Source organism: Aeromonas sp. sif0611 (assembly GCF_019218845.1).
In the GTDB taxonomy this organism is placed as follows: domain Bacteria; phylum Pseudomonadota; class Gammaproteobacteria; order Enterobacterales; family Aeromonadaceae; genus Aeromonas; species Aeromonas media.
In genome coordinates, this window is the sequence record NZ_JAHUWU010000004.1 from 1 (window position 1) to 24,014 (window position 24,014).

Here is a 24,014-nt window from a genome sequence, read left to right on the forward strand (position 1 = left end):
ATCCCGCCACCGGTGTGGTCACCGTCGCCGCCGCCATCGACCGTGAAGCCCTCGGTGCCAGCGTGAATATCGAGGTCACCGCCACCAGTGCCGATGGCTCCAGCCAGGCGCAGACCTTCACCATCGCGGTCAACAACCTCGACGAGATCGCACCGACCATCACCTCCGGTGGCACTGCCGTCGCTATCAATGAAAACAGCGGCGCCGGTCAGGTCGTCTACACCGCCACCGCCGACGACAGTGCCGACATCAGCGCAGGCGTGACTTTCAGCCTCGCCGGTACCGATGCCAACAAGTTCACCATCAACGCCATCACCGGTGCGGTCACCTTGCTCGGCAACCCCGATCACGAGACCCAGTCCAGTTACAGCTTCAGCGTCCTGGCCAGCGATGGCGTCAACCCGGCCACCGAGCAGGCCGTCACCCTCGCGGTCAACAACCTCGACGAGGTCGCTCCGACCGTACTCTCCATCACGGGCATCAGTTCACGTAGCGGCAACTCCGGCACCGCGACCTTCACCGTCACCTTCTCCGAACAGGTCAACGGGGTCAGCGCCGAAGACTTCACCCTGTTCGGCAGTGCTACCAGCGTTTCGCCCTTCCCCAGTATCACGGGCGTCTCAGGCTCCGGCTCGACCTGGACGGTGACTGTTGCCTACGATGGTCGACAGCCAGCCAATGGCGACCGAGGTAACACTCTAGGGCTAAACCTGAATGCGGGTAACAATGTGATCGATAGCAATGGCAATGTCGCCACATCAACTTCCTTCGGCACACCACAGATTGCATCTCTTGCACCCGCTGGTATTGCCGGTGAACCGATCCACCTGGCCCTGGAAGCCCCCGAGGGGCTTATTGGCCTGATCTCGATGAAGATATCCGGCGTTCCCTCGGGTTGGACCATAAACGGCGGCAACGACAATGGCGACGGTACCTGGAGCCTAATGACCGAGGATCCGAGCGGCCTCACTGTCACCACCCCGGCTGACTTTGTCGGGGCCGCAGTCCTGGCTGTCAACATGAGCTGGACCAACGTCGACGGCAGCATGGGCAGCGCCTATATCGCCGACAACGTCGAGGCCTATGCCCCAGGCTCCCCCATCTTCGCCCTGTCGCAAGACGACAACCTGACCGGCTCATCCGGTGCGGATCAGTTCGTGTTCGCCCAACCCATCGGCAACAACGTCGTCTACAACTTCGACGTGACCACCGACAGGCTGGATCTGATCGGCTTTGCCGGCGTCACCAGCATGGCAAACGTGCAAATAGGCAATGACGCCGATGGCAATGCGGTGATCAGCATTGGCGAGGGCCAGAGCATCACGATCAAGGGGGTCGATGGGGCGTTGCTCGGCGAGGCGAACTTCGAGTTCAACGTCGATCCGGTGACCCGCAACGGCGGTACCCTCACCATAGATGACGGGGCCATCATGCCGTTTGGTGGCAGTCTCATCAACGAAGGGATGATTGCCCTTGGTGGCCACGACAGCGGCGCCAGCCTGGAGATCCTGTTCCGCGGAGCCAGCCTGAGTGGCGGCGGGCAGTTGGTGCTCTCCGACAGCGACCACAATGCTCTGTTCGGTGGCAGCGCCGATACAGTGCTGTTCAACATCGACAACAGCATCCGCGGTGCAGGCCAACTCGGCGCCGGGCAGCTGATATTGAACAACGCAGGCAGCATCATCGCCGATGGCAGTCATGCCCTGGTGATCGACACAGGCGATGAGGCCATCATCAACTCCGGCATGCTGGCAGCGATCGGGGCCGGTGGTCTGATCATCGACAGTGGGCTCGACAACAGCGGCCTGCTGTGGGCCAATGGCGGCAATGTGACCTTGAACGCGGCTGTCAGCGGTACCGGCAGCGCCTTGATCAGCGGCATGGCTACGCTGGCTTACGCTGCTGCGTCGAACATGGACACCGCTTTTGCCCTCGAGGGGGATGGGATCCTAAGGCTGGCACATGCCGCCGACTTCACCGGCACTGTCTCTGGCTTCAACGCAGGAGATAAGTTCGAGCTGGCCGACGTTGGCAACGCAACCATCAGCTATGTCAGCAACGCCACCGCGAGCGGCGGTGTGCTGACCATCGACGATGGTACCCACCGTAGCGAAATCCAGTTGCAGGGCACCTATACGACAGCCGGTTTCCAGATGACACAAGGAGAGGATGCGAGCACCACGATCAGCTACCACGCGATACTGGCTGATCAAATACTGACGGGGACAGAGAGCGATGACGGCCTGGTGGGCAGCGATGGCAACGACACCCTGAACGGGCTGGTTGGCCATGATGTTTTAGTCGGCGGGGAAGGAAGCGATACCTTCGTCTTCGGCCGCGAAGGGGGGGTGGATACCATAACCGACTTCAATGGTGCCAACCTGATACAGGGGGGAGACGTATTGGATCTGCGAGATCTGTTCCAGGATACGACGGGCGGCGACCTGTCGGACTATCTGGCGGTGCGGGAAGAAAATGGCAGCACCATCCTCAGCGTGGATAGGGATGGTGCAACGGGGGATGCCGGCTTCCAGGATCTGGTTCTGCTGCAGGGCACCACAGGCCTGCATCTCGACGAGCTGCAGCAGCAAGGCAACCTGCTGACTCACGGATAACCCCGGCTCACGCCATCCGAATACGCAAAAGCCCTGGCCGCTCACACAGCCAGGGCTTTCGTCATTGGGGCATCAGAGGCCCGCTACTGCGCCAGCAGGTGGCCCACCAGCTCATGACGCCAGCCTTGCAGCAGCATGGGCTTGTCGGCGCGTGCCCGCTCCTCGGCGCTCATCCGCCAGCTCCAGGTGAAGTACTGGTGGATGATTTTCTTGCTCGCGACCAGCTCAGGGGGGATGTTGCTGGCCTTGGCCTTCTCTTCCACCATGGCCTTGATGCGCTTGAGCTCGGCCTTATACTGGGGGAAGTCCACCAGCCGGCGAATGGGCTCTGGCCAGCTGTCCGGATCGCTCTGCTGGGCGGAGGCGACGATGTCCAGCATCCGCTTGCCGTGGATCTTGATCTCGATGGGGGCCAGCCCCAGCTCGTTGAGATCCCGCAATGAAGTGGGTCGGCGCTCCGCCACCTTGAACAGGTGCAGCTCCTTGACCACGAAGTTCAGGGCCAGATCCCGGCGCACCGCCTCTTGCTGACGCCAGGCGGCGAGCTCGCGCAGGATGGCCAGCTCGCGCCGACCCAGTTGCCAGGCGTTGATGATCTCGAGGTAGGCCTGACGGGGATCGCTGCCCTGGGTCTTGCGGGCGGAGTGGTTCTGGCACTCCTGCTCGAACCAGGCAAACTTGCCGCTTTCATGCAGCCTGGCCATCACCTTCTCGTAGAGGGGCATCAGGTAGAAGACATCCGCCGCCGCGTATTCGAGCTGGCGCGCGGTCAGGGGGCGGGCCAGCCAGTCGGTGCGGGCCTGATCCTTTTCCAGTTCCACCCCGAGGAACTCGTTGACCAGGGCGCCGAAGCCCACCGAGACGCCGTACCCCAGGAAGGCCGTCGCGAGCTGGGTGTCGTGCATCTGGTTGGGCAGGTGGCCCGCCTGATGCTGGATGAGCTCCAGATCTTCACCGGAGGCGTGCAGTATGGCGATCTGCCCTGCCCGGCCGAGCCGCTGCCACAGGCCGGAGAGATCCAGAGTCAGCGGATCCAGCAGGGCGAGGCGTTCGCCGTCATAGATCTGGAACAGACCGAGCTGGGGATAGTAGGTACGGGTGCGAACGAATTCGGTATCTATGGCCAGGGGAACGTCGGCCAGGGAAGCGAGATACTGCTCCAGTTCGGCTTGCTGTGAAATGAGTTGATATTGCATCTTTGCCTGCACGTTGGTCGGGACCCAGAAAGAAAAAACCGTGGCATGACCCACGGTTTTGCATAACGACAGCGCTTGACTGCAGAGCAGTGCATGCCGGTTACTGCTTGGCAATCTCCTCGTCGCGCAGCACGCGCCGCAGGATCTTGCCCACATTGGTCTTGGGAAGTTCGTCGCGAAATTCTACCAGTTTCGGCACCTTATAGGCAGTCAGATGTTTGCGGCAGTGGGCAATTATCTCGTCCTCCGCCAGCTTTGCATCTTTCTTGACCACGAAGATTTTCACCAGCTCGCCGGAAACCGGGTTAGGCACGCCGACGGCAGCCACTTCCAGCACCTTGGGATGGAGCGCCACCACGTCTTCAATCTCGTTCGGATAGACGTTGAAGCCGGAGACCAGGATCATGTCCTTCTTGCGATCGACGATCTTGAAGAAGCCCTGCTGGTCGCACACCGCGATGTCACCGGTACAGAGCCAGCCATCCTGCATCACCTCGGCGGTCGCCTCAGGACGCTGCCAGTAGCCCGTCATCACCTGGGGGCCACGCACCTGCATCTCGCCGGGGGCGCCCAGCTCGGTGATAACCAACCCCTTGTCATCCACCAGCCGGATCTCGGTGGAGCAGACCGGCAGACCGATGGAGCCGTTGTAATCCACCAGATCGTAGGGGCAGACGCTCACCAGGGGTGAACATTCGGTCAGGCCATAGCCTTCCAGCAGCGGGGTCCGGGTCAGCGTCTTCCACTGCTCGGCCACCGCTCGCTGCACCGCCATGCCGCCGCCTATGGTGAGCTTGAGCTTGGAAAAGTCCATGCCCTGGAACTCGCCATTGTTGACCAGGGCATTGAACAGGGTGTTGACCCCTGTGATGCAGGTGAAGGGGTACTTCTTGATCTCTTTGACAAAGCCCGGGATGTCGCGGGGGTTGCTGATGAGCAGGTTGTAGCCACCCAGGCGCATGAACAGCAGGCAGTTCACCGTCAGGGCGAAGACGTGATAGAGCGGCAGCGCCGTGACCACGAACTCCTTGCCTCGCTCCAGCACGGGACCGTAGACGCCGAGGCACTGTTCCACGTTCGCAATCATGTTGCGGTGCGTCAGCATGGCCCCCTTGGAGAGACCCGTGGTGCCCCCTGTATATTGCAGGAAGGCGATGTCCTGGTTACTGATCTCCGGCTTGATGTACTGCAGGTAGCGCCCCTTGGCCAGGGCCTGGCGCATAGTGCTGGCGTGCGGGAGGTTGTATTTGGGCACCAGCTTCTTGACGTACTTGACCACGAAGTTGACGAGCGTGCCCTTGGCCAGGCCGAGGTTGTCCCCCATGCGGGTCAGGATCACGTGCTTGACCGGGGTGTTGTAGACCACCTTCTCCAGGGTATGGGCGAAGTTGGAGACGATGACGATGGCCTTGGCGCCGGAGTCTTTGAGCTGGTGCTCCAGCTCGCGCGGGGTGTAGAGGGGGTTGACGTTGACCACCGTCATGCCGGCCCGCAGTATGCCAAACACGGCGATGGGGTATTGCAGCAGGTTTGGCATCATCACCGCCACCCTGTCGCCCTTGCCGAGCTTGAGCTCGTTTTGCAGGTAGGCGGCAAAGGCACGGGACTGCTCTTCCAGCCGGCGATAGGTAATGGTCTGCCCCATGTTGACGAAAGCGGGCTGGTCGGCGAACTGGGTCACCGACTCTTCAAACATCTCGACCAGGGAGCCGTATTGGTCTGGATTGATCTCGGCGGGCACCCCTTCTGGATAACGCTTCAGCCAGACTCTTTCCACGAACTTCTCCTGCATAACTAGCACCTGTGCGCTCACTGTGTTGCCTCCGTCCCTGTCACATCCATTTCAATCAGTTGTTTTAAGCTACAGCTCTAATGCCGCACATAGTTACATAAGGCAACATCGATTAACAGCAAATTAACAACGAGAAGTGTGAGGGAGAAAGCAAACCTGACATGATTGAAAGCCGGCGATCCTACCGGATCTGACAGAAGTTTTCGATATAAACGGCGGTTTTGGCCGAATTTTCCATATGGAAGTGATGATTTCCCGCCACCTGTACCATTTCAATCTGGCCAAAGGCCGGCCTCCGCAGCTGCCACTGCGCCAGCAGACCCTGGAACCCCTGCTCGCCACGAATGAAGAGCACAGGGCAGGCGATGGCCCGGATCAGCGCCTGGGCCTGGCCTTCGCTCATGCGCATGGGCGAGAGATCCCGCAGACGTGGATCGCTGCGCCAGTGCCAGCGCCCTTCCCGCACCTCCAGCTGGCGCTCGCAGATGAGGCGCGCCGCCGCCGGGGAGATCTCCGCCACCTTGCAGCGGGCCGCCACCGCCTCGTCGAGGGAGGCAAACCCACCGGACGCTCGCTCGCGAGTGCGGCTGCGATTGAGAATGGCCCGCCGCAACTGGGCAGGCACCTCCTCATCGGGTTGGCTCAGCGGCCCTAGCCCCTCCAGCAGGATGAGCCGCACTATCTGCTCGGGAAAGACCCCGGCATAGGCGCTGGCGATCAGGGCCCCCAGAGAATGGCCGAGCAGGATGAAACGCTGCCAGCCCGCAGCCTGGGCAATCTGGTGCAGATCGTCGAGCCAGTCGACGAAGACATAGGGGGTCGCCTTGTGATCCGAATGACCGTGCCCCGGCAGATCGACGCAGACGAGGTGGCACTCATCGAGATGGGGGGCAAGGGGCAGGAAACTGGCGCCGTTGTCGAGCCAGCCGTGCAGGGCAATGACCAGGGGCTTGCCCTGCCGGCCGTTATCCAGCAGGGCAATGCGCCGGCCATCGGCCAGGGTGAGGAAGCGCTCTTTCATCATCACCAGCGGGAGTAGTGGCGTCTTGGCCAGAAGGGATCATAGAAGGGGTCGTAGAAGTAGGGGTCCATGTAGCGGATCTCCACCTCCTTCACCGGCGGCCACAGCTTGCTGGCGGTGACCTTGAGCACGGAGAAGCGATACTTGTGATCGCCTATCTGGCTGTCCACCGGCTTGTCCAGGGTGCCGAGCACCGTCAGGCTGCGTCCCTTGGCATAGAGCGTCGGATCCACAAACCCCTTCATGACGGCCAGAAAACGCCCCGGGCTCTGTTCCGTCTGGGTCGGTACACCGTTGGCTTTGAGCGGCAGGTAGACCACTTCGATGACGCTCTGATCCTGCTCGTTGTGCACCGCCGAGATGACACCGCTCCAGCGCGCAGGCTTGCCCTCCATCCCCTGCAGGGCAGGTTGATAGGCCACCAGCTGGCTTTCCGGCTCATAGGCCAGCTCCTTGGGCACAGTGCTGCAGCCGCCGAGCAGCAGCCCCGTCAGGCCCAGCATGATCACGCGTTTCATCATTTGCCTCTCCTTGTCCGCGCCGCCCGCCTTCACTCACTGGCGTCGAGTCACGGCTCGCCGTTGGATGTCACTCGCGACCCGGCAGTTTTTTCCAGGTCACCTTGTCGCGCAAATAGACGGGGGTTGCCTGCTCCACCGCCACCGCCTCCCCCGCCAACCAGGCGCTGCGTGCCAGGGGCAGCATGTCGACCGCCGCCGGGAAACGCACCTGGCTCACCGCCAGTTCGTCGGCCAGCGCATTGAGCGTCTCGCCATAGGTTTCAAAGCCGGTCCCGACACAGCTCAGGCTTCCCGCCAGCTTGCCGCGCGCGTCAATCAGCGCGGCGGGATCGCTCACCACTTCCTCTCCCACCAGCTGCATGCGGCCGTCAAGCAGCTCGTAGTGGCCAAAATAGACCTCGTTCATCCGCGCATCGATGGCGGTCAGCACCCGGGTTGCCCCCTCCAGACGATAAGCCCCCTGGGCCATGGCAGCCAGGGTCGAGATGCCGATGAGCGGTACGCCGGCGCCAAAGGCGAGCCCCTGGGCCACGCTGATCCCGATGCGCACGCCGGTAAAGGAGCCGGGTCCACGCCCGAAGGCGATGGCGTCGAGCTCAGCCAACGATAGACCGGCCTCGTCTAACACAGCCTGAACCATGGGCAGGATTTTTCGGGTGTGATCCCGCGGCGCCTCTTCCCAACGGGAGAACAGCTTGTCGCCCACCAGCAGGGCGGCGGAGCAGGCTTCGGTGGCGGTATCAACGGCCAGGATCTTCAACTCTGTCATGGGTTACAATCTCTATAAAATCAGTCAATTACATAACGTGCAAGCGAGCAGTGCTCACCCGTTTTCTTTACATGGCAAATCCGTCAATCGTTAGCCACCCGCCAGCATCTCAGGGCGAATGCAGAGGGCGCCTGGTATGCGGCCTGTCAGGCACAAGCGCCCCGCGCGAAAAAATGCCCCAGGGTAGCCAGCTCCCACGTTCTGGTAAATAACCTGCCCAGTTACTCGCCGCGGTCAAAGAAACTCCCCAGCGACCCTAACTCCCGGGTGCGAGGGATGACGGGCAGACTCTTGATGAAGGTGGCGCCATAGGGCTTGTTGACCATACGCGGATCACAGATGACCAGCACGCCGTGATCACTGCGATCACGAATGAGCCGCCCCACCCCCTGTTTCAAGGCAATCACCGCCTTGGGCAGCTGCAGCTCGGCGAAGGGATCTCCCCCCTTGAGCTTGCAATCATCCACCCGCGCCTTGAGCAGCGGATCGTCCGGGCTCGCAAACGGCAGCTTGTCGATGATAACACAGGACAATGCCGCCCCTCGCACGTCGATCCCCTCCCAGAAACTGCTGGTCGCCACCAGCACGGCGCGCCCGTTCTCCACGAAGGTCTTGAGCAGCCGCTGCTTGTTGTCCTCCCCCTGCAAGAGCACGGTGCGGCCGATTTCCCGGCGCAGCACCTCGGCCACCTGCCGCATCACCTGATGGCTGGTGCAGAGGAAGAAGCAGCCCCCCGGCGTCTTGTTGATAAGGGGGATCATCAGATTGGCCAGCTGTTCCCCCCGCCCGAAGGCATTGGGCTCTGGCAGGAAGCGCGGCACACAGAGCCGCGCCTGCTCAGCGTAATCAAAGGGGCTGTCGAGAATAAGCTCGGCGCTACCAGCTAGCCCCAGCTCCGCCTTGAAGTGATCGAAACGGTTGTCCACCGTCAGGGTGGCGGAGGTAAAGATCCAGGCCACCTCGGGCTTTTGCACCTCGGCGCCAAATCGCTCGGCCACCGACAAGGGGGTGAGATTGAGGGAGAAGTGCAGCCGCGAGCAATCATACCAGTAGGAGAAACCGGTCTGATTGACCGCCAGCACCTCCCCAAGGCGGGTGCGCAGCTCGCAGACTCGCTCGAAGGCGTGATCCAGCTGCTCGCCACGCCCGAGCGCCAGTTTCAGCACCTCGTAGCAGAGCCCGATGGCGTCGTTGAGACGAGCCAGGGCCTGGCCCCAGAGCGGCTGGCGCAGGATATCGCGGGTATTGCCACGCCCCCCGTCTATCCCGAAGGCGAGGCGCAAGTCCTGGCTCGCGATGGAGAGCCTGTCCGCCGCCTTGCCAAGCTGCCCCATGTCATGGGCCTCGGCCCTGTAGGCGAGCTGGATGTCCTGCGCCAGATCCAGGATGGTGCGGCTGCCCACCGACTTGCCAAAATAGTTGGTGGCGATCTCCGGCAACTGGTGCGCCTCGTCGAACACATAGACCTGCGATTCGGGCACCAGTTCGCCAAATCCCGTGTCTTTCACCGCCATATCGGCGAAGAAGAGATGATGATTGATCACCACCACCTGGGCATCCATGGCACGGCGGCGGGCCACCACCAGATGGCAGTCGTCATAATAGGGGCAGTCGCGACCGAGGCAATTGTCATTGGTGCTGGTGACGTGGGCGAGGATCTCGGCGTTCTCCTGCAGCCCCGGAATGTCACCCACATCACCGTTATCGGTGGCCGTGGACCAGGACTTCACCTTGACCAGATCGCTGAGGATCTCGGGCTTTTGCAGGTGGGATTCGCTCAGGAGGCGGTTCATGCGCTCGATGCAGAGATAGTTGCTGCGCCCCTTGAGCAGGGCCACTGGCGGGGTGTAGGAGAGCGCCCCTGTGATGGTGGGGAGATCCCGGTAAAAGAGCTGCTCCTGCAGGTTCTTGGAGCCGGTGCTTATCACCACCCGCTTGCCGGATTCCAACGCCGGCACCAAGTAAGCGTAAGTCTTGCCGGTGCCGGTGCCCGCCTCCACCAGCAGGCGGCCGCCACTCTTGATAGCGCGCGCCACCGCTTCGGCCATCTCCAGTTGCGGCGCACGGGCCTTGAAGCCGTCGATGTGGCTGGCCAGAGGGCCATCTGGCTTGAACAGGGTCTGGATGGTCAAAGGAGCGTCCCGCGCAAAAGCGGCCATTATGCCAAAAGCGCGACGAAAGCGGGACTGATAATGCGTTCAGACGAAGAGATCGATCTGATGGTCCGGATCCGGCTTGTGATCATCATCCTGCACCTTTGGCTGATCACGCTTGGCCGGAGGGTACCCCTGCTGGTGCTGCTGGGCGCCGCCACCATTGTCGGTGCCAATCTTGCGCAACTGATGTTTATGGCTGATTTGGGTCACCTCCCGCTTGATGTCGTCGGGGCTCGGGGTCGACGGTGCGCGCGGCAAGATGGGAAATAACAGATCCTGGCTGGGCATGGTGATCACTCCTCAGGTTATCTTGATTAGTTATCGACCAGAAAACCGTTTTCCCCACTTTAATCGGGCAAAACACAATTTCAGGTTGCATTTTCCGTCAAGGCAGGTAGTTTAAATCAGGCGTCAACTACGACATCTTATTTGTAAAGGATTGATTACATGAAGTTCACCCTGCTGAAGACTCATCATCACCATCATCATCCCGACTAGTCTTTCAGGAGGTTGACTGCTGGAAGACACTTTTAACTGGTGACTTCCAAAAGGACCGCAAGATTCATGAACCCTCGGAAGCACATACTTCCGAGGGTTTTTTCGTTTTTGACTAGAAGGAAATCGAGCAATGGAAACACAACGTCTGCGCATCGCCATGCAAAAATCCGGTCGCCTGAGCCAGGACTCCCAGGCCCTGTTCAAGAGCTGCGGCCTCAAGATCAACCTGCGGGAACAGCGCCTCATCGCCCACGTGGAAAACATGCCCATCGACATACTGCGGGTGCGTGATGACGATATCCCGGGGCTGGTGATGGAAGGGGTGGTCGACCTTGGCATCATCGGCGAGAACGTGCTGGAAGAGGTACAGCTTATTCGCGCCTCACAGGGACTCCCCTTCGAGGTCAAAACCCTCAAGCAGCTCGACTTCGGTGGCTGCCGCCTCTCCCTGGCGGTGCCGGAAGACGTCACCTACACAGGGCCGGATAGTCTGGCAGGCAAGCGTATCGCCACCTCCTACCCCGGGCTGCTCAAGCGCTTCTTCGACGAGAAGGGGCTCGGCTTCAAGAGCGTGATGCTGGGTGGCTCGGTGGAAGTGGCCCCCCGCGCGGGACTGGCCGACGCCATCTGCGATCTGGTCTCTACCGGCGCGACCCTGGAGGCCAACGGCCTCAAAGAGGTGGAGGTAATCTACCGCTCCAAGGCTGTGCTGGTACAGGCCCCCAACCCCTTGAATGAGGCCAAGCAGAAGCTCATCGACAAGCTGCTGCCCCGCATCCAGGGGATGCAGCAGGCCCGCGAGAGCAAGTACATCATGCTGCACGCCCCCAAGGACAAGCTCGATGCCATCACCGATCTGCTGCCGGGTGCCGAGCGCCCCACCATCATGCAACTGGCCGGTGACACTAACCAGGTGGCCCTGCATGTCGTCTCCAGCGAGACCCTGTTCTGGGAGACCATGGAGCAGCTCAAGGCCCTCGGCGCCAGCTCCATTCTGGTGCTGCCCATCGAAAAAATGATGGAATAAGGAAGGGATATCATGCAGACCCTGATCTGGAAGACCCTCTCCCCCGCCCAGCAGGCCGATGTGCTGACCCGGCCCGCCCTCAATGACGAGGCGGATATCGGCGCCGTGGTCAAGGAGATCATCGCAGCTGTGCGCAGCCGGGGTGACGATGCGCTGCGCGAGCTGAGCCTGCGCTTCGAGCGCGCCCCCCGTGAGCAGTTGCGCGTCAGTGAAGTTGAGATCGAGGCCGCCTGTGCGCGCCTGGATGACGGCATCAAGGGTGCCATCGAGGCGGCGATTGCCAACATTCGTACCTTCCACGCCGCCCAGGTGCAGCCAGTGGTGCGTGTCGAAACCCAGCCCGGTGTGGTGTGCGAGCTGCGCACCCAGGCCATCAGCCGGGTCGGCCTCTATGTGCCGGGGGGCAGCGCGCCGCTCCCCTCCACCGTGATGATGCTGGCCATTCCGGCAGGCCTAGCCGGTTGCCGTGAGGTGGTGCTCTGCACCCCGTCCCCCGCCAGCGACGAGATCCTGTTTGCCGCCCGCGCCTGCGGCGTTGAGAAGGTGTTCGCCATCGGCGGTGCCCAGGCCATCGCCGCCATGGCTTATGGCACAGAGAGCATTCCCAAGGTGGACAAGATCTTCGGCCCGGGCAACGCCTACGTGACCGAAGCCAAGGGCCAGGTCTCTCGCGACTGGCGCGGCGCCGCCATCGACATGCCGGCCGGCCCCTCCGAGGTGCTGGTGATTGCCGACGATGGCGCGAACCCCGCCTTCGTGGCCGCAGATCTGCTATCCCAGGCCGAGCACGGCCCCGACAGCCAGGTGGTGCTGGTCACCACCTCGCCGCTCCTGGCAGACGCCATTGCCGGCGAGATCAAGAGCCAGCTGGCCCAGCTCAGCCGCCGCGACATAGCCGCACAGGCGCTCGGCAGCAGTCTGGTGATCCTCTGCGACAATCTGGACGAGGCCTGCGCCATCTCCAATGCCTATGCGCCGGAGCACCTGATCGTGCAGACCCGCGCCCCCCGCGATCTGCTGGATAAACTCGAGAACGCCGGCTCCATCTTCCTCGGGGCATGGACGCCGGAATCGGTCGGCGACTACGCCAGCGGCACCAATCACACCCTGCCCACCTACGGCTATGCCCGCACCTGTTCAAGCCTGGGGCTCGCTGATTATCAGCGCCGCTACACTGTGCAGGAGCTGAGCATCGAGGGGATCCAGGGCCTTGGCCCCATCGTCCAGCGCATCGCCGATGCGGAGGGGCTCGATGCCCACAAGAATGCCGTGACCCTGAGATTGAACGCACTTTCAAACCAGCAGCAAAAGGATTTGTCATGAGCATCGCCAATCTGGCTCGCCGCGTGGTGCGGGCCCTCACCCCCTATCAATCCGCCCGCCGCATCGGCGGTCAGGGTCATGTCTGGCTCAACGCCAACGAGGCCCCACTGGCCTACCCCTTCACCATCGAGGGCAGTCGCCTCAACCGCTACCCCGAGTGCCAACCTGCCGAGGTAGTCAACAGTTATGCCGCCTACGCCGGGGTTAATCCGGATCAGGTGCTGGTGAGTCGTGGCGCCGACGAGGCCATCGAGCTGCTGATCCGCACCTTCTGCGACGCCGGTGAAGATCAGATCCTCATCTGCCCCCCCACCTACGGCATGTACGCCATCAGCGCCGAGACCTGTGGCGTCGGCATCGTCGAGCTGCCGCTCACCGCCAGCCGTCAACCGGACTGGCCCGCCATCGCGGATCGCCTCTCCGACGTGAAACTGGTGTTCCTCTGCTCCCCCAACAACCCCACCGGGGATCTGGTGGGCCGCAAGGGGCTTATCGCCCTGATGGAGAAGGCCCGGGAACGCGCCATCGTGGTGGTGGACGAGGCCTACATCGAATTCTGCCCGGAAAGCTCAGTGGTGGATCTGCTGGCCCAATACCCCAATCTGGTGGTGACCCGCACCCTCTCCAAGGCCTTTGCCCTGGCGGGGATCCGCTGTGGCTTCACCCTGGGGGATCCGGAGGTCATCGCCATGCTGGCCAAGGTAATCGCCCCCTACCCCATCCCCGAGCCCATCGCCCAGATTGCGGCCCAGGCGCTCTCCCCCATGGGGCTGACGCTGATGCAGGAGCGGGTGCAGGAACTCAACAAGCAGAAGGCCCTCATCAAGGCCGAGCTGCTCCGGCTTGCCTGCGTGAAAGAGGTGTTCGAGGACAAGGGCAACTTCGTGCTGGTGCGTTTCAATGACGGTGCCAGCGTCTTTGCCGCCATGAAGGCCGCCGGCATCATACTGCGGGACTTCTCCACCAAGCCGGGCCTGGACAACAGCATCCGCATCACCATCGGCTATCAGGGGGAGATGGATGCCGTGATCAAAGTGCTGCGAGATCTGTCACTCAACGCCCCCTCAGCCAGCAACCAGACTGCCGCCAGCATATAAGGAAGTAGCCAGATGAAGACCCCGTTTTTGTTTATCGACCGTGACGGCACTCTGATAGAAGAGCCGGTGACCGACAAGCAGGTGGACAGCCTCGCCAAGCTGCGCTTCGAACCCATGGTGATCCCGGTGCTGCGCGAGTTGCAGGCCGCCGGGTACGTGCTGGTGATGGTGACCAATCAGGATGGGCTGGGCACCGCCAGCCTGCCGCTGGAGAACTTCCAGCCCCCTCAGGATCTGATGATGCACCTCTTTGAATCCCAAGGGGTGAGCTGGGAACAGGTGCTGATCTGCCCCCACTTCCCCACCGACGGTTGCAGCTGCCGCAAGCCCCACCTCGGACTGGTGAAGGAGTACCTCGCGTCCGGTCGCATCGACTTTGCCAACTCCTTCGTCATTGGCGACAGACAGACCGATCTGCAGCTTGCCGAGAACATGGGCATCCGCGGCATCCGCTACCACCCGCAGGATCACGATTGGCTCGCCATCCGTGATCAGCTGCTCGCCAAGGGGCGCACCGCCGAGGTGGAGCGCTACACCAAGGAGACCCGCATCCAGGTGGCGGTGGACTTGGACAAGAGCGGCGGCAACCAGATCGCCACCGGCATCGGCTTCTTCGATCACATGCTGGATCAGATAGCCACTCACGCGGGCTTTCGCCTCAAGCTGAAAGTCAGCGGCGATCTGCACATCGACGATCACCACACGGTGGAAGACGTGGGGCTGGCTCTCGGTCAGGCCCTGCGCCAGGCCCTTGGCAACAAGCGCGGGATCGGCCGCTTCGGCTTCGTGCTGGCGATGGACGAGGTGCAGGCGGTGATCGATGGTCGTCCCCGCGAGGGCGAACAGGCTCCCTCCCTGACCGAACTGGACGTGGCCACCGCGCTGGACTTGAGCGGTCGCCCCTACTTCGTGTTCGACTGCCCGAGCGGCTTTGGTCGCGACAGCGTGGGTGAGATGGCCACCGAGATGGTGCCCCACTTCTTCCGCTCCCTGTCGGACGCCATGGCCATCACCCTGCAGATGAAGGTGAGCAGCGGCAACACCCACCACCAGGTGGAGGCGCTGTTCAAGGGCTTTGGCCGCGCCCTGCGCCAGGCCATCCGGGTGGAAGGGAGCGAGCTCCCCTCCAGCAAGGGGGTGCTGTGATGGCGAACCAGAAGCTGGTCATCATCGACACGGGCTGTGCGAACCTGGCTTCGGTGCGCATGGCGTTCGAGCGCCTCGGCGTGCAGCCGCAGGTCTCCTGCCAGGCCGCCGACATCGAGCAGGCGGACAAGCTGATCCTGCCCGGGGTGGGCACTGCGGTGGCCGCCATGAAGAATCTCAATGAACGTAACCTGGTGCCCCTGATCCGCGCCGCCAAACAGCCGCTGCTGGGCTTTTGCCTCGGCATGCAGATGCTGGCACAGGCCTCCGAGGAGAACATGAGCGCCGATGGCGACTCAGGCCAGCTCATCGACTGCCTCGGCATAGTCCCTGGCAGGATCCGACTGATGGAAGTGGGCAATCTGCGCCTGCCCCACATGGGCTGGAACCAGATTGAGCACGATGAGACCCATCCCTTGCTCAAGGGGATCCCAAGCGGCAGCTACTTCTACTTCGTTCACTCCTACGCCCTGGAGGTGACCGAAGCGACCCTGGCCACCTGCGACTATTGCCAGCCCTTCACCGCCATCGTCGGCCGTGACAACTTCTTTGGCGCCCAATTCCACCCGGAGCGATCCGGCTCGGCCGGTGCCCGTTTACTGCAAAACTTTCTGGAGCTGTAACAAGGATGATCATTCCCGCAATCGACCTCATCAATGGTCAGGTAGTCCGCCTCTATCAAGGGGACTACGGCCAGAAGACCGCATACAGCAGCAGCCCCCAGGCCCGCTTCGACGACTATGTCGCCCAGGGGGCGGAGCAACTGCACCTGGTGGATCTGGACGGCGCCAAGGATGCAAAAGCGCGACAGCTTGCCCTCATCACGGCGCTGCTGGCGACCACCAGGGCGCCGGTGCAGGTGGGTGGCGGCGTGCGCAGCGAGCAGGACGTGGCGGACCTTCTTGCCGCTGGTGCCAATCGGGTGGTGGTCGGCTCCACCGCGGTCAAGTCCCCTGAACTGGTGACGAGCTGGATGGAAAAATATGGCCCCGAGCGAATCGTGCTGGCGCTGGACGTCAATATCGATGCCCAGGGCAAGCGCCAGATCGCGGTGGCCGGCTGGCAGGAGAACAGCGGGGTGACTATCGAGGCGCTGATCGAGCGCTTCCTCCCCGCCGGGCTCAGGCATGTGCTCTGCACCGACATCAGCCGCGACGGAACGCTCTCGGGCAGCAACGTCGAGCTCTACCGGGATCTCTGCGCCCGCTACCCGAGCGTGGCCTTCCAGGCCTCAGGCGGCATCGGCGGTCTGGCGGACATAGAGGCGCTCAAGGACACCGGCGTCAAGGGGGTCATCCTTGGCCGCGCGCTCCTCGAGGGCAAATTTTCGGTGAGTGAGGCCATCACCTGCTGGAATGAGTGATCACCGGGTCACCGGGTGATCCAGGGGAGCCTGTCCGGCCATCAGAATCGGAACAGGCACCTCTTCTGCCGGGAGCCAGCGGCAAGTCCTTATAATCTGGAAGCAATTGACTCTATACTCGGTCTCATCGAGATAACGTCACGGAAGGCTTATGTTCACATCTCACTGTGCCACCATCCTCATCGTCGATGACTCTCCCGAGAACCTGATGGTGCTGACCGAGTTGCTCTCCCCCAGTTATCGGGTGCTCGCCGCCCAGAGCGGGGAGAAGTGCCTGCGCATCGCCAGTGGCAAGACGAAACCCGATCTCATTCTGCTGGATGTGATGATGCCCGGCATGGACGGCTACGAGGTCCTCAAGCAGCTTCGCACCAACCCCGACACCCACCGCATCCCAGTGGTACTGCTCACCGCCCTCGCCGATCCCCAGAGCGAAGAGCAGGGCCTCTCCCTCGGGGCCGCCGACTACATCACCAAGCCCATCAAGCCCGTCATCGTCCAGGCACGGGTACGCACCCAGCTGGAGGCCAAACAGGCCCGGGATGGTCTGCACGATCAGAATGCGGCCCTGGAGGCCGAGGTCGCTCGCCGGATGGCCGAAAACGATCTGATCCAGCAGGTCTCCATCCGGGCGCTGGCCCATCTGGCGGAGATCCGCGATCCCGAGACCGGCAATCACATCCTGCGCACCCAGGGCTACGTGCGGTTGCTGGCGAGCGCCCTTGCCGGTCACCCCCGCTTTGCCGGGACCCTGTCGCCGGGTTACATCGATCTGCTGAGCCGCTCCGCCCCCTTGCACGACATCGGCAAGGTCGGCATTCCCGATCATATCCTGCTCAAACCGGGCAAGCTGATCCCGGAGGAGTGGCAGATCATGCGCACCCACGCCAAGCTCGGCAGCGACGCCATCGAGGAGGCCGAGCGGGATATGGAGCAGCCATTGGCCTTCCTCACCCTGGCCAAGGAGATAGCCCACTGGCACCACGAGAAGTGGGACGGCAGCGGCTACCCGGACGGCCTCTGCGGCGATGCCATTCCCCTCTCGGCCAGGTTGATGGCGCTGGCGGATGTGTTTGACGCCCTCATCAGCGCCCGGGTCTACAAACCGGCCATGTCCTATGACGAGGCCCGCGCCCTGATCCTCTCCGGCAGCGGTCAACACTTTGACCCGGACGTGGTGGCGGCCTTCGACAGCCATTTCGAGCAGTTCGTCCTCATCGCCAAACGTTACCAGGATGTCGCCGAGGCAATCCATGGCTGAGCAGCCTCCCCTGACCCGGGCCCAGGTGCTCAACGTGGTGCTCACCTATGCCGCGGTGGCGAGCCTGTGGATCCTGCTCTCGGACAAGGCGGTGGAGTGGCTCTTCCACACCCCGGCACAGTTCGCCCTGGCCAGCACCATCAAGGGGTGGCTGTTTATCCTCATTACCGCGCTCATGCTCTATGCCATGCTGCGCCGTCGCATCAATCAGACCACCGCCAGCCCCCGCCTCTCCGGGCGTCAGTGGCTGCCCATCCTGCTGCTAAACGGTCTCATTCTGGCCCTGACCGCCATGGCCATCGCCCAGAACATCGGCCTGACCCGGGACAAGGAGGTGGCACGCCTCGAGACCATCGCCGATCTCAAGAGCAGGCGCATCACCGAGTGGCTGGGCAACCGGGAACAGGATCTTCGTCAGATCCTCGACAACCCGAGTTATGGTGCCCTCTCTCTCTCCGGGCAGAGGGGCAGGCCGTCCGATGAACAGACCCAGCGGCTGATCGAGTTCATCTCGGTGCGGGGATTCGATGGCGCGGCCCTCTTCGACCGGACCGGCCAGGCCCTGTGGCAGACCCCGGGGGCCGGCATCATGAACGCCACCCTGCGCGATGCCCTGACCCGGGTGGAGCCGGGCAAGGTGCTCAGGGTCGGCCCCTATCTGGATGAGCGAGGTCAACCCAGGCTCGACTTCCTGGCCCCCCTGACCAGGGCGGCCGGGGCGGCCCCCGTCATGGTGCTGCAGATAAGCGGCAGCCACTGGATAAACCAGATCCTCACACCCTGGCCCATCCCCGACAGCAGCGGGGAAGCCATGCTATTTCGCCAGCGCGCAGATCAGGTGCAGTATCTGAACGACCCGCGCTATCGCCCCGACTCGGCCCTGCGCCTGCACCTTCCACTTCATCACGACACCCTGCTGGCAGCCCAGTATCTGCGGCTGGACGGCGGGCAGCGAAGGTCAAGGGTGCTGTCCGGCATGGATTATCGCGACATCGCGGCCTTTGGCGTCGTCTATCCGGTTGCGGACACGGATTGGTACCTGCTGACCAAGATAGACAAGGCCGAGCTCAACCAGGCCAGCTTCAAGGAGAGCATCTGGATCGGTCTCATCACCTTGCTGGTGCTCTTCGTCACCAACGCCGGCATCATCTTGCTGCGCCAGCACACCCGGCTGTTGATGGCTGAGCAGGTGCGCCACTCCCAGGCACAGCGGCTGCAGGCGTTGCAACTGCTCTCCGCCATCGCCGACAGCTCGGAAGATGCCATCTTCGCCAAGGACAGGGAGGGCAAATACATCCTGTTCAACCGCGCCGCCAGCCAGTTCGTGGGCAAACCGGCCGCCGAGATGCTGGGCCAGGATGACATGGCCATCTTCCCCCCCGATCAGGCCCGGATGCTGATGGAGGCAGGCCGCCGGGTGATCGAGAACAACCGGGTGCAAACCGAGGAGGAGTACCTGACCCTGCCCGGTGGCGATCGGGTGTTCCTCGCCACCAAGGGTCCGCTGCAGGACAACGAGGGTCAGGTGATCGGCATCTTCGGCATCTCCCGCGACATCACGGGCTTCAAGCGTGCCGAGGCAGACCTGCGGGAGCGGGAGGGGCTGTTTCGCGCCCTGGTGGAGCAATCCCTCGCCGGCATCTACATCATCCAGCAGGGCAAACTCTGCTACATCAACCCCTGTTTTGCCCACCTGTTTGGCTATGACTCCCCCGGCGCACTGCTCGGCGTCGGTCCCCTGCACGCCCTGGCAAGCCCGAAGGACAGCGACCGGGTAGCCGAGCTGGTACAGCAATGCGAGCAGGAGGGTGGCGACATCCATGCCCGCTTCAGCGCCCTGCACCACGACAGCCAGCCCCTGGAGGTGGAGCTGTACGGGCGGCGCGTCGACTATCGCGGCCAGCCCGCCGTGCTCGGGCTCTTGCTCGATGTCACCGAGCGGGAGCAGGTCGAGCAGGCCCTGACCCGCCAGGCCATGGAGCTGCGCCAGCAAAACGAGGAGCTGGAGCGTTTCAACAAGGTGATGGTGGACAGGGAGCTCGCCATGCTGACCCTCAAGCACCAGATCAATGCGCTCTCACACCAGCTCGGGCTACCGCCGCCCTACCCCCAGGCCCCCATGCCGCCGGAGGAGCACCCATGATGCACCGACCGCAACTGTGGCACGTCCGCCCAGCCACCCAGCGCTGGGGCGTCTGCCTGCTGGCCCTGCTGCTGCCCGTCCTGATGTTGCAGATCCGGGTCCAGCTGCCCATCGCCTTTGGCGAGCGGCCGTTGCTGGTGCTCTTCATGCTGCCCATCATCCTCTGCGCCCTGCTGGGGGGCTTGCTGCCAGGCCTGCTCTGCACCCTGATCAGCGCCCTGGTCACCACCTACTTCCTGCTGCCCCCGATCCATGAGCTGACCGTGGCGACCGGCCAGGATCTGGTGCAGTGGGGGCTCTTGGTGGCCAACGGCGTGCTCGTCAGCCTCCTCAGCGCCGCCATCCACAGCTCCCGCGCCCGGGAGATCCAGCGCTGGCAGGAGCTGATGAACACCCAGTCCCGCCTGCAACAGAGCGAGAACCGCTTCCAGGCCACCTTCGAGCAGGCGGCGGTCGGCATCGCCCTGGTCGCCCCCGATGGTGGTTGGCTGCGGGTCAATCGGCGGCTATGCGACATGCTGGGCTATCGCGCCGGTGAGCTCATGGGCATGAGCTTCCAGCAGATCACCCACCCGGACGATCTCTTCATCGATCAGCACTACGTCGACCGGATGCTGGCGGGCGAGCTGCCCCACTACACCCTGGAGAAGCGCTATCTGCACAAGGGGGGCGAGGCCATCTGGACGACACTGACGGTGGCCCTGGTGAGGGATAGCGAGGGGGAGCCCGACTACTTCATCTCCATCATCGAGGACAATCAGCAGAACAAGGAGACGGAGGAGGCCCTGCGTCGCAACGAGGGGATCCTGCGGGAATCCCAGCGGCTGGCCAAGATCGGCAACTGGCGCTGGCGTGTCAGCGACGGCAACCACTTCTGGTCACCGGAGATCTACCGCATCTATGGCCGTGATCCCGCCCTCCCCCCTGCCGTCTATCCCGAGGTGAAAAAGTACTTCACCCAGGAGGGTTGGCACACCATAGCCCAGGCCGTCGAGCGCTGCCTGCGCGATGGGTTGCCCTATGAGTGTGATGCCGGCGTCATCAACGAGCAGGGGAACGCCGTCTGGGTCATCGCCCGTGGTGCGGCCTTGCGGGACGGTGACGGCCATGTCGTCGAGCTGTATGGCACTGTGCAGGACATCACGGAGCGCAAGCTGACCGAGCAGCAGTTGCTGCACAATCAGCAGACGGCCCTCGATACCCAGCGCCGCGCCCGCCTGGCGGCACTGAACCTGATGGACGATGCCATCAGTGCCAGGGTCCGAGCCGAGTCCATCAGCAGCGCCCTGCGCGAGAGCGAGCAACGGTTGCTGATGGCTCAGGAGGGGGCTCACGTCGGGATCTGGGAGTGGGACATGGTCAGTGATCGCCTCTTTTTCTCCCCGGAATGCGCCCGCCTCTATGGCCGCACCGCCGAGCAACTCGGGACGTTTCACGCCTGGCAGGCTTGCCTGCACCCGGACGACAGGCCCCGTGTCGACCCCTTGCTGGCCGAGCTGTCGGCCAGCGACAAACCCTTCGAGATAGAATTCCGGATCCTGCTGCCAGACGGTGACATGCGCTGGCTGGTGAGCAAGGGCAGTGTCTATCGGGATGACCGCCAGCGTCCGCTGCGCCTGCTCGGCATCCATCTTGACATCACCGAGCGCAAGCAGGCCGAGCAGCAGTTGCGCCAACTATCCCTGGCCTTGGAGCAGAGCCCGGATGGTGTCTTCATCACGGATACCCAGGCGCGCATCGAGTATGTCAACGCGGCCTTTCTGGCCATCAGTGGCTACCGGCAGGACGAGGTCATCGGCCAGACCCCCGCCCTGCTGCGCTCCGGCCTCACCCCCAGGGCGACCTATATCGCCCTGCGGGATGCGATTAATCAGGGTCAACGCTGGCATGGAGAGTTCATCAACCGGCGAAAAGACGGCTCCCACTATCAGGTGCTGGCCACTGTCTCCCCCATCCGCCAGGAGAGCGGGATCGTGACCCACTATGTGGCGGTACAAGCCGACATCACCGAGAAGAAACAGCTTGGCGAGGAACTCGATCAGTATCGCTACCACCTGGAGGAGATGGTCGATGAGCGCACCCTGCAACTGGCCCAGGCCCATCAGAGAGCCGAGAGCGCCAACCGTGCCAAGAGCGCCTTCCTGGCCAACATGAGTCACGAGATCCGCACCCCCATGAACGCCATCCTGGGGCTGACCTACCTGCTCAAACGCGACACCCCGGACAGCACCCAGCACGAGCGGCTGGAGAAGATCGATCACGCCGCCCAGCACCTGCTTACCATCATCAATGACATCCTGGATCTCTCCAAGATCGATGCGGGAAAGATGGCGCTCGAGCAGGGCGACTTCTCCCTCACCGCCATGCTGGACAACGTCAGTGCCCTGGTGAGCGAGCAGGCCCGCGCCAAGGGGCTCACCATCATGGTCGATATGGGAGACTCGCCCACCTGGGTCCATGGCGACATTACCCGCCTGCGCCAGGCACTGCTCAACTATGCAGCCAATGCCATCAAGTTCACCGAACAGGGGGCGGTCACCCTGCGGGTGCGGGTGGCGCGTCCACTCGCCAGCGGTTACCTGCTGCGCTTCGAGGTGGAAGACACCGGTATCGGCATCAGTCCGGAGCAGCGCGAGAAGCTGTTCCAGGCGTTCGAGCAGGCCGATGTCTCCACCACCCGCAAATACGGCGGCACCGGTCTCGGGCTCGCCATCACCAGCCGGCTCGCCGCCCTGATGGGGGGGGAGGCTGGCGTCAGCAGCACCCTTGGCAAGGGGAGCTGTTTCTGGTTTACCGCCGCGCTCTCGGCAGGTCAGGGGGAAGTGCTGCAGCCGAGCCCGCTCGTGCAGAGCGTGACGCAGACCTACTTCCCTCACCACGCCCGGGTACTGCTGGTGGAAGACAACGCCATCAGCCGCGAAGTGGTGCTGGAGCTGCTTTGCAACAGCGGCCTCGTCATCGAGACCGCCGTCAATGGCCAGGAGGCGCTGGAGCGCGTCCGCCAGCACGCCTTCGATCTCATCCTGATGGACATACAGATGCCGGTGATGGATGGCTACGACGCCACGCGCGCCATCCGCACCCTGCCCGGCCGGGAGTTGCTTCCCATCCTCGCCCTGACGGCGAGTGCCTTTGAGGAAGACCGAAAGGCATGTGAATCTGCCGGCATGAACGATTTCATCACCAAACCCGTCACCCCTGCCAAGTTGTTTGAGGCGCTGCAGCGCTGGCTGCCGAGCAACGGGATGGTGGAGCCCGAGCATCAGCCGCTGTCCCACGACATGCAGGCAGGCCCCCTCGCCCACCTGCAGGGCTTCCACGGGCTGGACCTGCAGCAAGGGCTGACGGCACTGCAGGGCAATCAGGACAAATACATCGCGCTGCTGCGCTACTTCGCCAGCGAGCATGGCCAGGACATGACCCTGCTCGGCCACCACCTGCAAACGGGGGATAAAACGAGCGCTACCCGGCTGGTTCACACCCTGCGCGGGGTCGCGAGCACCCTTGGGATGGTGGATCTCGCGCAGCAATGCCTGCAGCTGGAGCAGACACTCGCGGGGGATGACCCTGAGCCGACCGCCCTGATGGCGGCCATTGACGGGGCCTTGACTGCCCTGCACGACCGGTTGGGAGAGGAGGTGCCCGCCCACGCGGCGGAGCTCATCCCCCTTGGCAGCCAGTGGCAACGGGCGCTGCGCCACCAGATGGAGGCATTGCTGGTGCAAAGCGATACCGCCGTGATCCCGCTGTTCGAGCAGTATGCCGCCCCCTTGCGGCTCATGCTCGGGCCACGCAGCGAAACCCTGGCCAGGCAGTTGAAGACATTTGACTTCGACGGCGCCCTGCTCACCCTTCGCCAATGTGAGGGAGCAGATGAGCCCCAAACTAAGGCCGTACCCTCCATCACTGATGGTCCTTCGCTGCCCCCGGGCCCGGTGAAGGGAGACAAAGGGTTGAATCACTGAATAAAGTCATGCATATAGTGTTGGTTCCCCCGGGGCCGTGCCGCCCGATGAGCGCGCCGTTTCCCGCTCAGGATCCTGCAGTGAAAGCATGCCAACCGCTTTTCCGTTCGCCGCCTGATCC

At 63.0% G+C, this 24,014-nt stretch carries 17 protein-coding genes and 1 other annotated feature; of the genes, 10 read left to right on the top strand and 7 right to left on the bottom strand.

The features are described from left to right. Positions 1-2,615: cadherin domain-containing protein (locus tag KW824_RS11160; RefSeq protein WP_218409804.1), on the top strand; the 2,615-nt coding region annotated here is incomplete at its 5' end. A gap of 83 nt (positions 2,616-2,698) precedes the next feature. Here the strand turns inward: KW824_RS11160 and rnd are convergent. The 7 genes from rnd to KW824_RS11195 all read right to left on the bottom strand — a co-directional run bounded on the left by rnd (position 2,699) and on the right by KW824_RS11195 (position 10,358). Beyond that, positions 2,699-3,811, bottom strand: a complete 1,113-nt coding sequence (gene rnd, locus KW824_RS11165) for a ribonuclease D (protein WP_218409805.1) — start codon at positions 3,809-3,811, stop codon at positions 2,699-2,701. A gap of 100 nt (positions 3,812-3,911) precedes the next feature. Beyond that, the gene (fadD, locus tag KW824_RS11170; protein ID WP_371316619.1) at positions 3,912-5,588 is read right to left on the bottom strand and encodes a long-chain-fatty-acid--CoA ligase FadD; all 1,677 of its coding nucleotides are present in this window, start codon (positions 5,586-5,588) and stop codon (positions 3,912-3,914) included. A 196-nt stretch (positions 5,589-5,784) separates the two neighbouring features. Next, the gene (locus KW824_RS11175) at positions 5,785-6,627 is read right to left on the bottom strand and encodes an alpha/beta fold hydrolase (RefSeq protein ID WP_218409807.1); all 843 of its coding nucleotides are present in this window, start codon (positions 6,625-6,627) and stop codon (positions 5,785-5,787) included. Beyond that, entirely contained in the window at positions 6,627-7,145 is a 519-nt protein-coding gene (locus KW824_RS11180; RefSeq protein ID WP_218409808.1) for a Slp family lipoprotein, read from the bottom strand. Before KW824_RS11180 ends, KW824_RS11175 begins: the two co-directional genes overlap by 1 nt. A gap of 67 nt (positions 7,146-7,212) precedes the next feature. Then, a complete protein-coding gene (tsaB, locus tag KW824_RS11185) occupies positions 7,213-7,914 on the bottom strand; it encodes a tRNA (adenosine(37)-N6)-threonylcarbamoyltransferase complex dimerization subunit type 1 TsaB (protein WP_218409809.1) in 702 nt (233 codons plus the stop codon). 221 nt (positions 7,915-8,135) lie between these two features. Further along, positions 8,136-10,046 carry an ATP-dependent DNA helicase gene (locus KW824_RS11190; RefSeq protein ID WP_218409810.1) on the bottom strand — a complete coding sequence of 637 codons (1,911 nt, stop codon included), beginning with the start codon at positions 10,044-10,046 and terminating at the stop codon, positions 8,136-8,138. 66 nt (positions 10,047-10,112) lie between these two features. Beyond that, positions 10,113-10,358 (bottom strand): hypothetical protein, encoded by a 246-nt coding sequence (locus KW824_RS11195; protein ID WP_218409811.1) that lies wholly within the window; start codon positions 10,356-10,358, stop codon positions 10,113-10,115. 185 nt (positions 10,359-10,543) lie between these two features. Beyond that, positions 10,544-10,670 (top strand) — a sequence feature (His leader region). A gap of 28 nt (positions 10,671-10,698) precedes the next feature. Between KW824_RS11195 and hisG the strand changes: the two genes are divergently transcribed. The 9 genes from hisG to KW824_RS11240 all read left to right on the top strand — a co-directional run bounded on the left by hisG (position 10,699) and on the right by KW824_RS11240 (position 23,893). Next, positions 10,699-11,595, top strand: a complete 897-nt coding sequence (gene hisG, locus KW824_RS11200) for an ATP phosphoribosyltransferase (protein ID WP_005324991.1) — start codon at positions 10,699-10,701, stop codon at positions 11,593-11,595. A 12-nt stretch (positions 11,596-11,607) separates the two neighbouring features. Continuing rightward, complete coding sequence (hisD, locus tag KW824_RS11205; protein ID WP_218409812.1) at positions 11,608-12,918, top strand: histidinol dehydrogenase; 1,311 nt, start codon at positions 11,608-11,610, stop codon at positions 12,916-12,918. Continuing rightward, positions 12,915-14,015: a histidinol-phosphate transaminase gene (hisC, locus tag KW824_RS11210; RefSeq protein ID WP_218409813.1), complete on the top strand. Its 1,101-nt coding sequence runs from the start codon at positions 12,915-12,917 to the stop codon at positions 14,013-14,015. The genes hisD and hisC overlap by 4 nt, the downstream gene beginning before the upstream one ends. Positions 14,016-14,027: 12 nt before the next feature. After that, positions 14,028-15,161 (top strand): bifunctional histidinol-phosphatase/imidazoleglycerol-phosphate dehydratase HisB, encoded by a 1,134-nt coding sequence (gene hisB, locus KW824_RS11215; protein ID WP_218409814.1) that lies wholly within the window; start codon positions 14,028-14,030, stop codon positions 15,159-15,161. Next, a complete protein-coding gene (hisH, locus tag KW824_RS11220) occupies positions 15,161-15,784 on the top strand; it encodes an imidazole glycerol phosphate synthase subunit HisH (RefSeq protein WP_218409815.1) in 624 nt (207 codons plus the stop codon). Before hisB ends, hisH begins: the two co-directional genes overlap by 1 nt. 5 nt (positions 15,785-15,789) lie before the next feature. Beyond that, entirely contained in the window at positions 15,790-16,524 is a 735-nt protein-coding gene (hisA, locus tag KW824_RS11225) for a 1-(5-phosphoribosyl)-5-[(5-phosphoribosylamino)methylideneamino]imidazole-4-carboxamide isomerase (RefSeq protein ID WP_218409816.1), read from the top strand. A 151-nt stretch (positions 16,525-16,675) separates the two neighbouring features. Further along, positions 16,676-17,785: a two-component system response regulator gene (locus KW824_RS11230; protein WP_218409817.1), complete on the top strand. Its 1,110-nt coding sequence runs from the start codon at positions 16,676-16,678 to the stop codon at positions 17,783-17,785. Further along, positions 17,778-19,928 carry a PAS domain S-box protein gene (locus tag KW824_RS11235; RefSeq protein ID WP_218409818.1) on the top strand — a complete coding sequence of 717 codons (2,151 nt, stop codon included), beginning with the start codon at positions 17,778-17,780 and terminating at the stop codon, positions 19,926-19,928. Before KW824_RS11230 ends, KW824_RS11235 begins: the two co-directional genes overlap by 8 nt. Further along, positions 19,925-23,893 (top strand): PAS domain S-box protein, encoded by a 3,969-nt coding sequence (locus KW824_RS11240; protein WP_218409819.1) that lies wholly within the window; start codon positions 19,925-19,927, stop codon positions 23,891-23,893. Before KW824_RS11235 ends, KW824_RS11240 begins: the two co-directional genes overlap by 4 nt. Positions 23,894-24,014 lie beyond the last annotated feature (121 nt).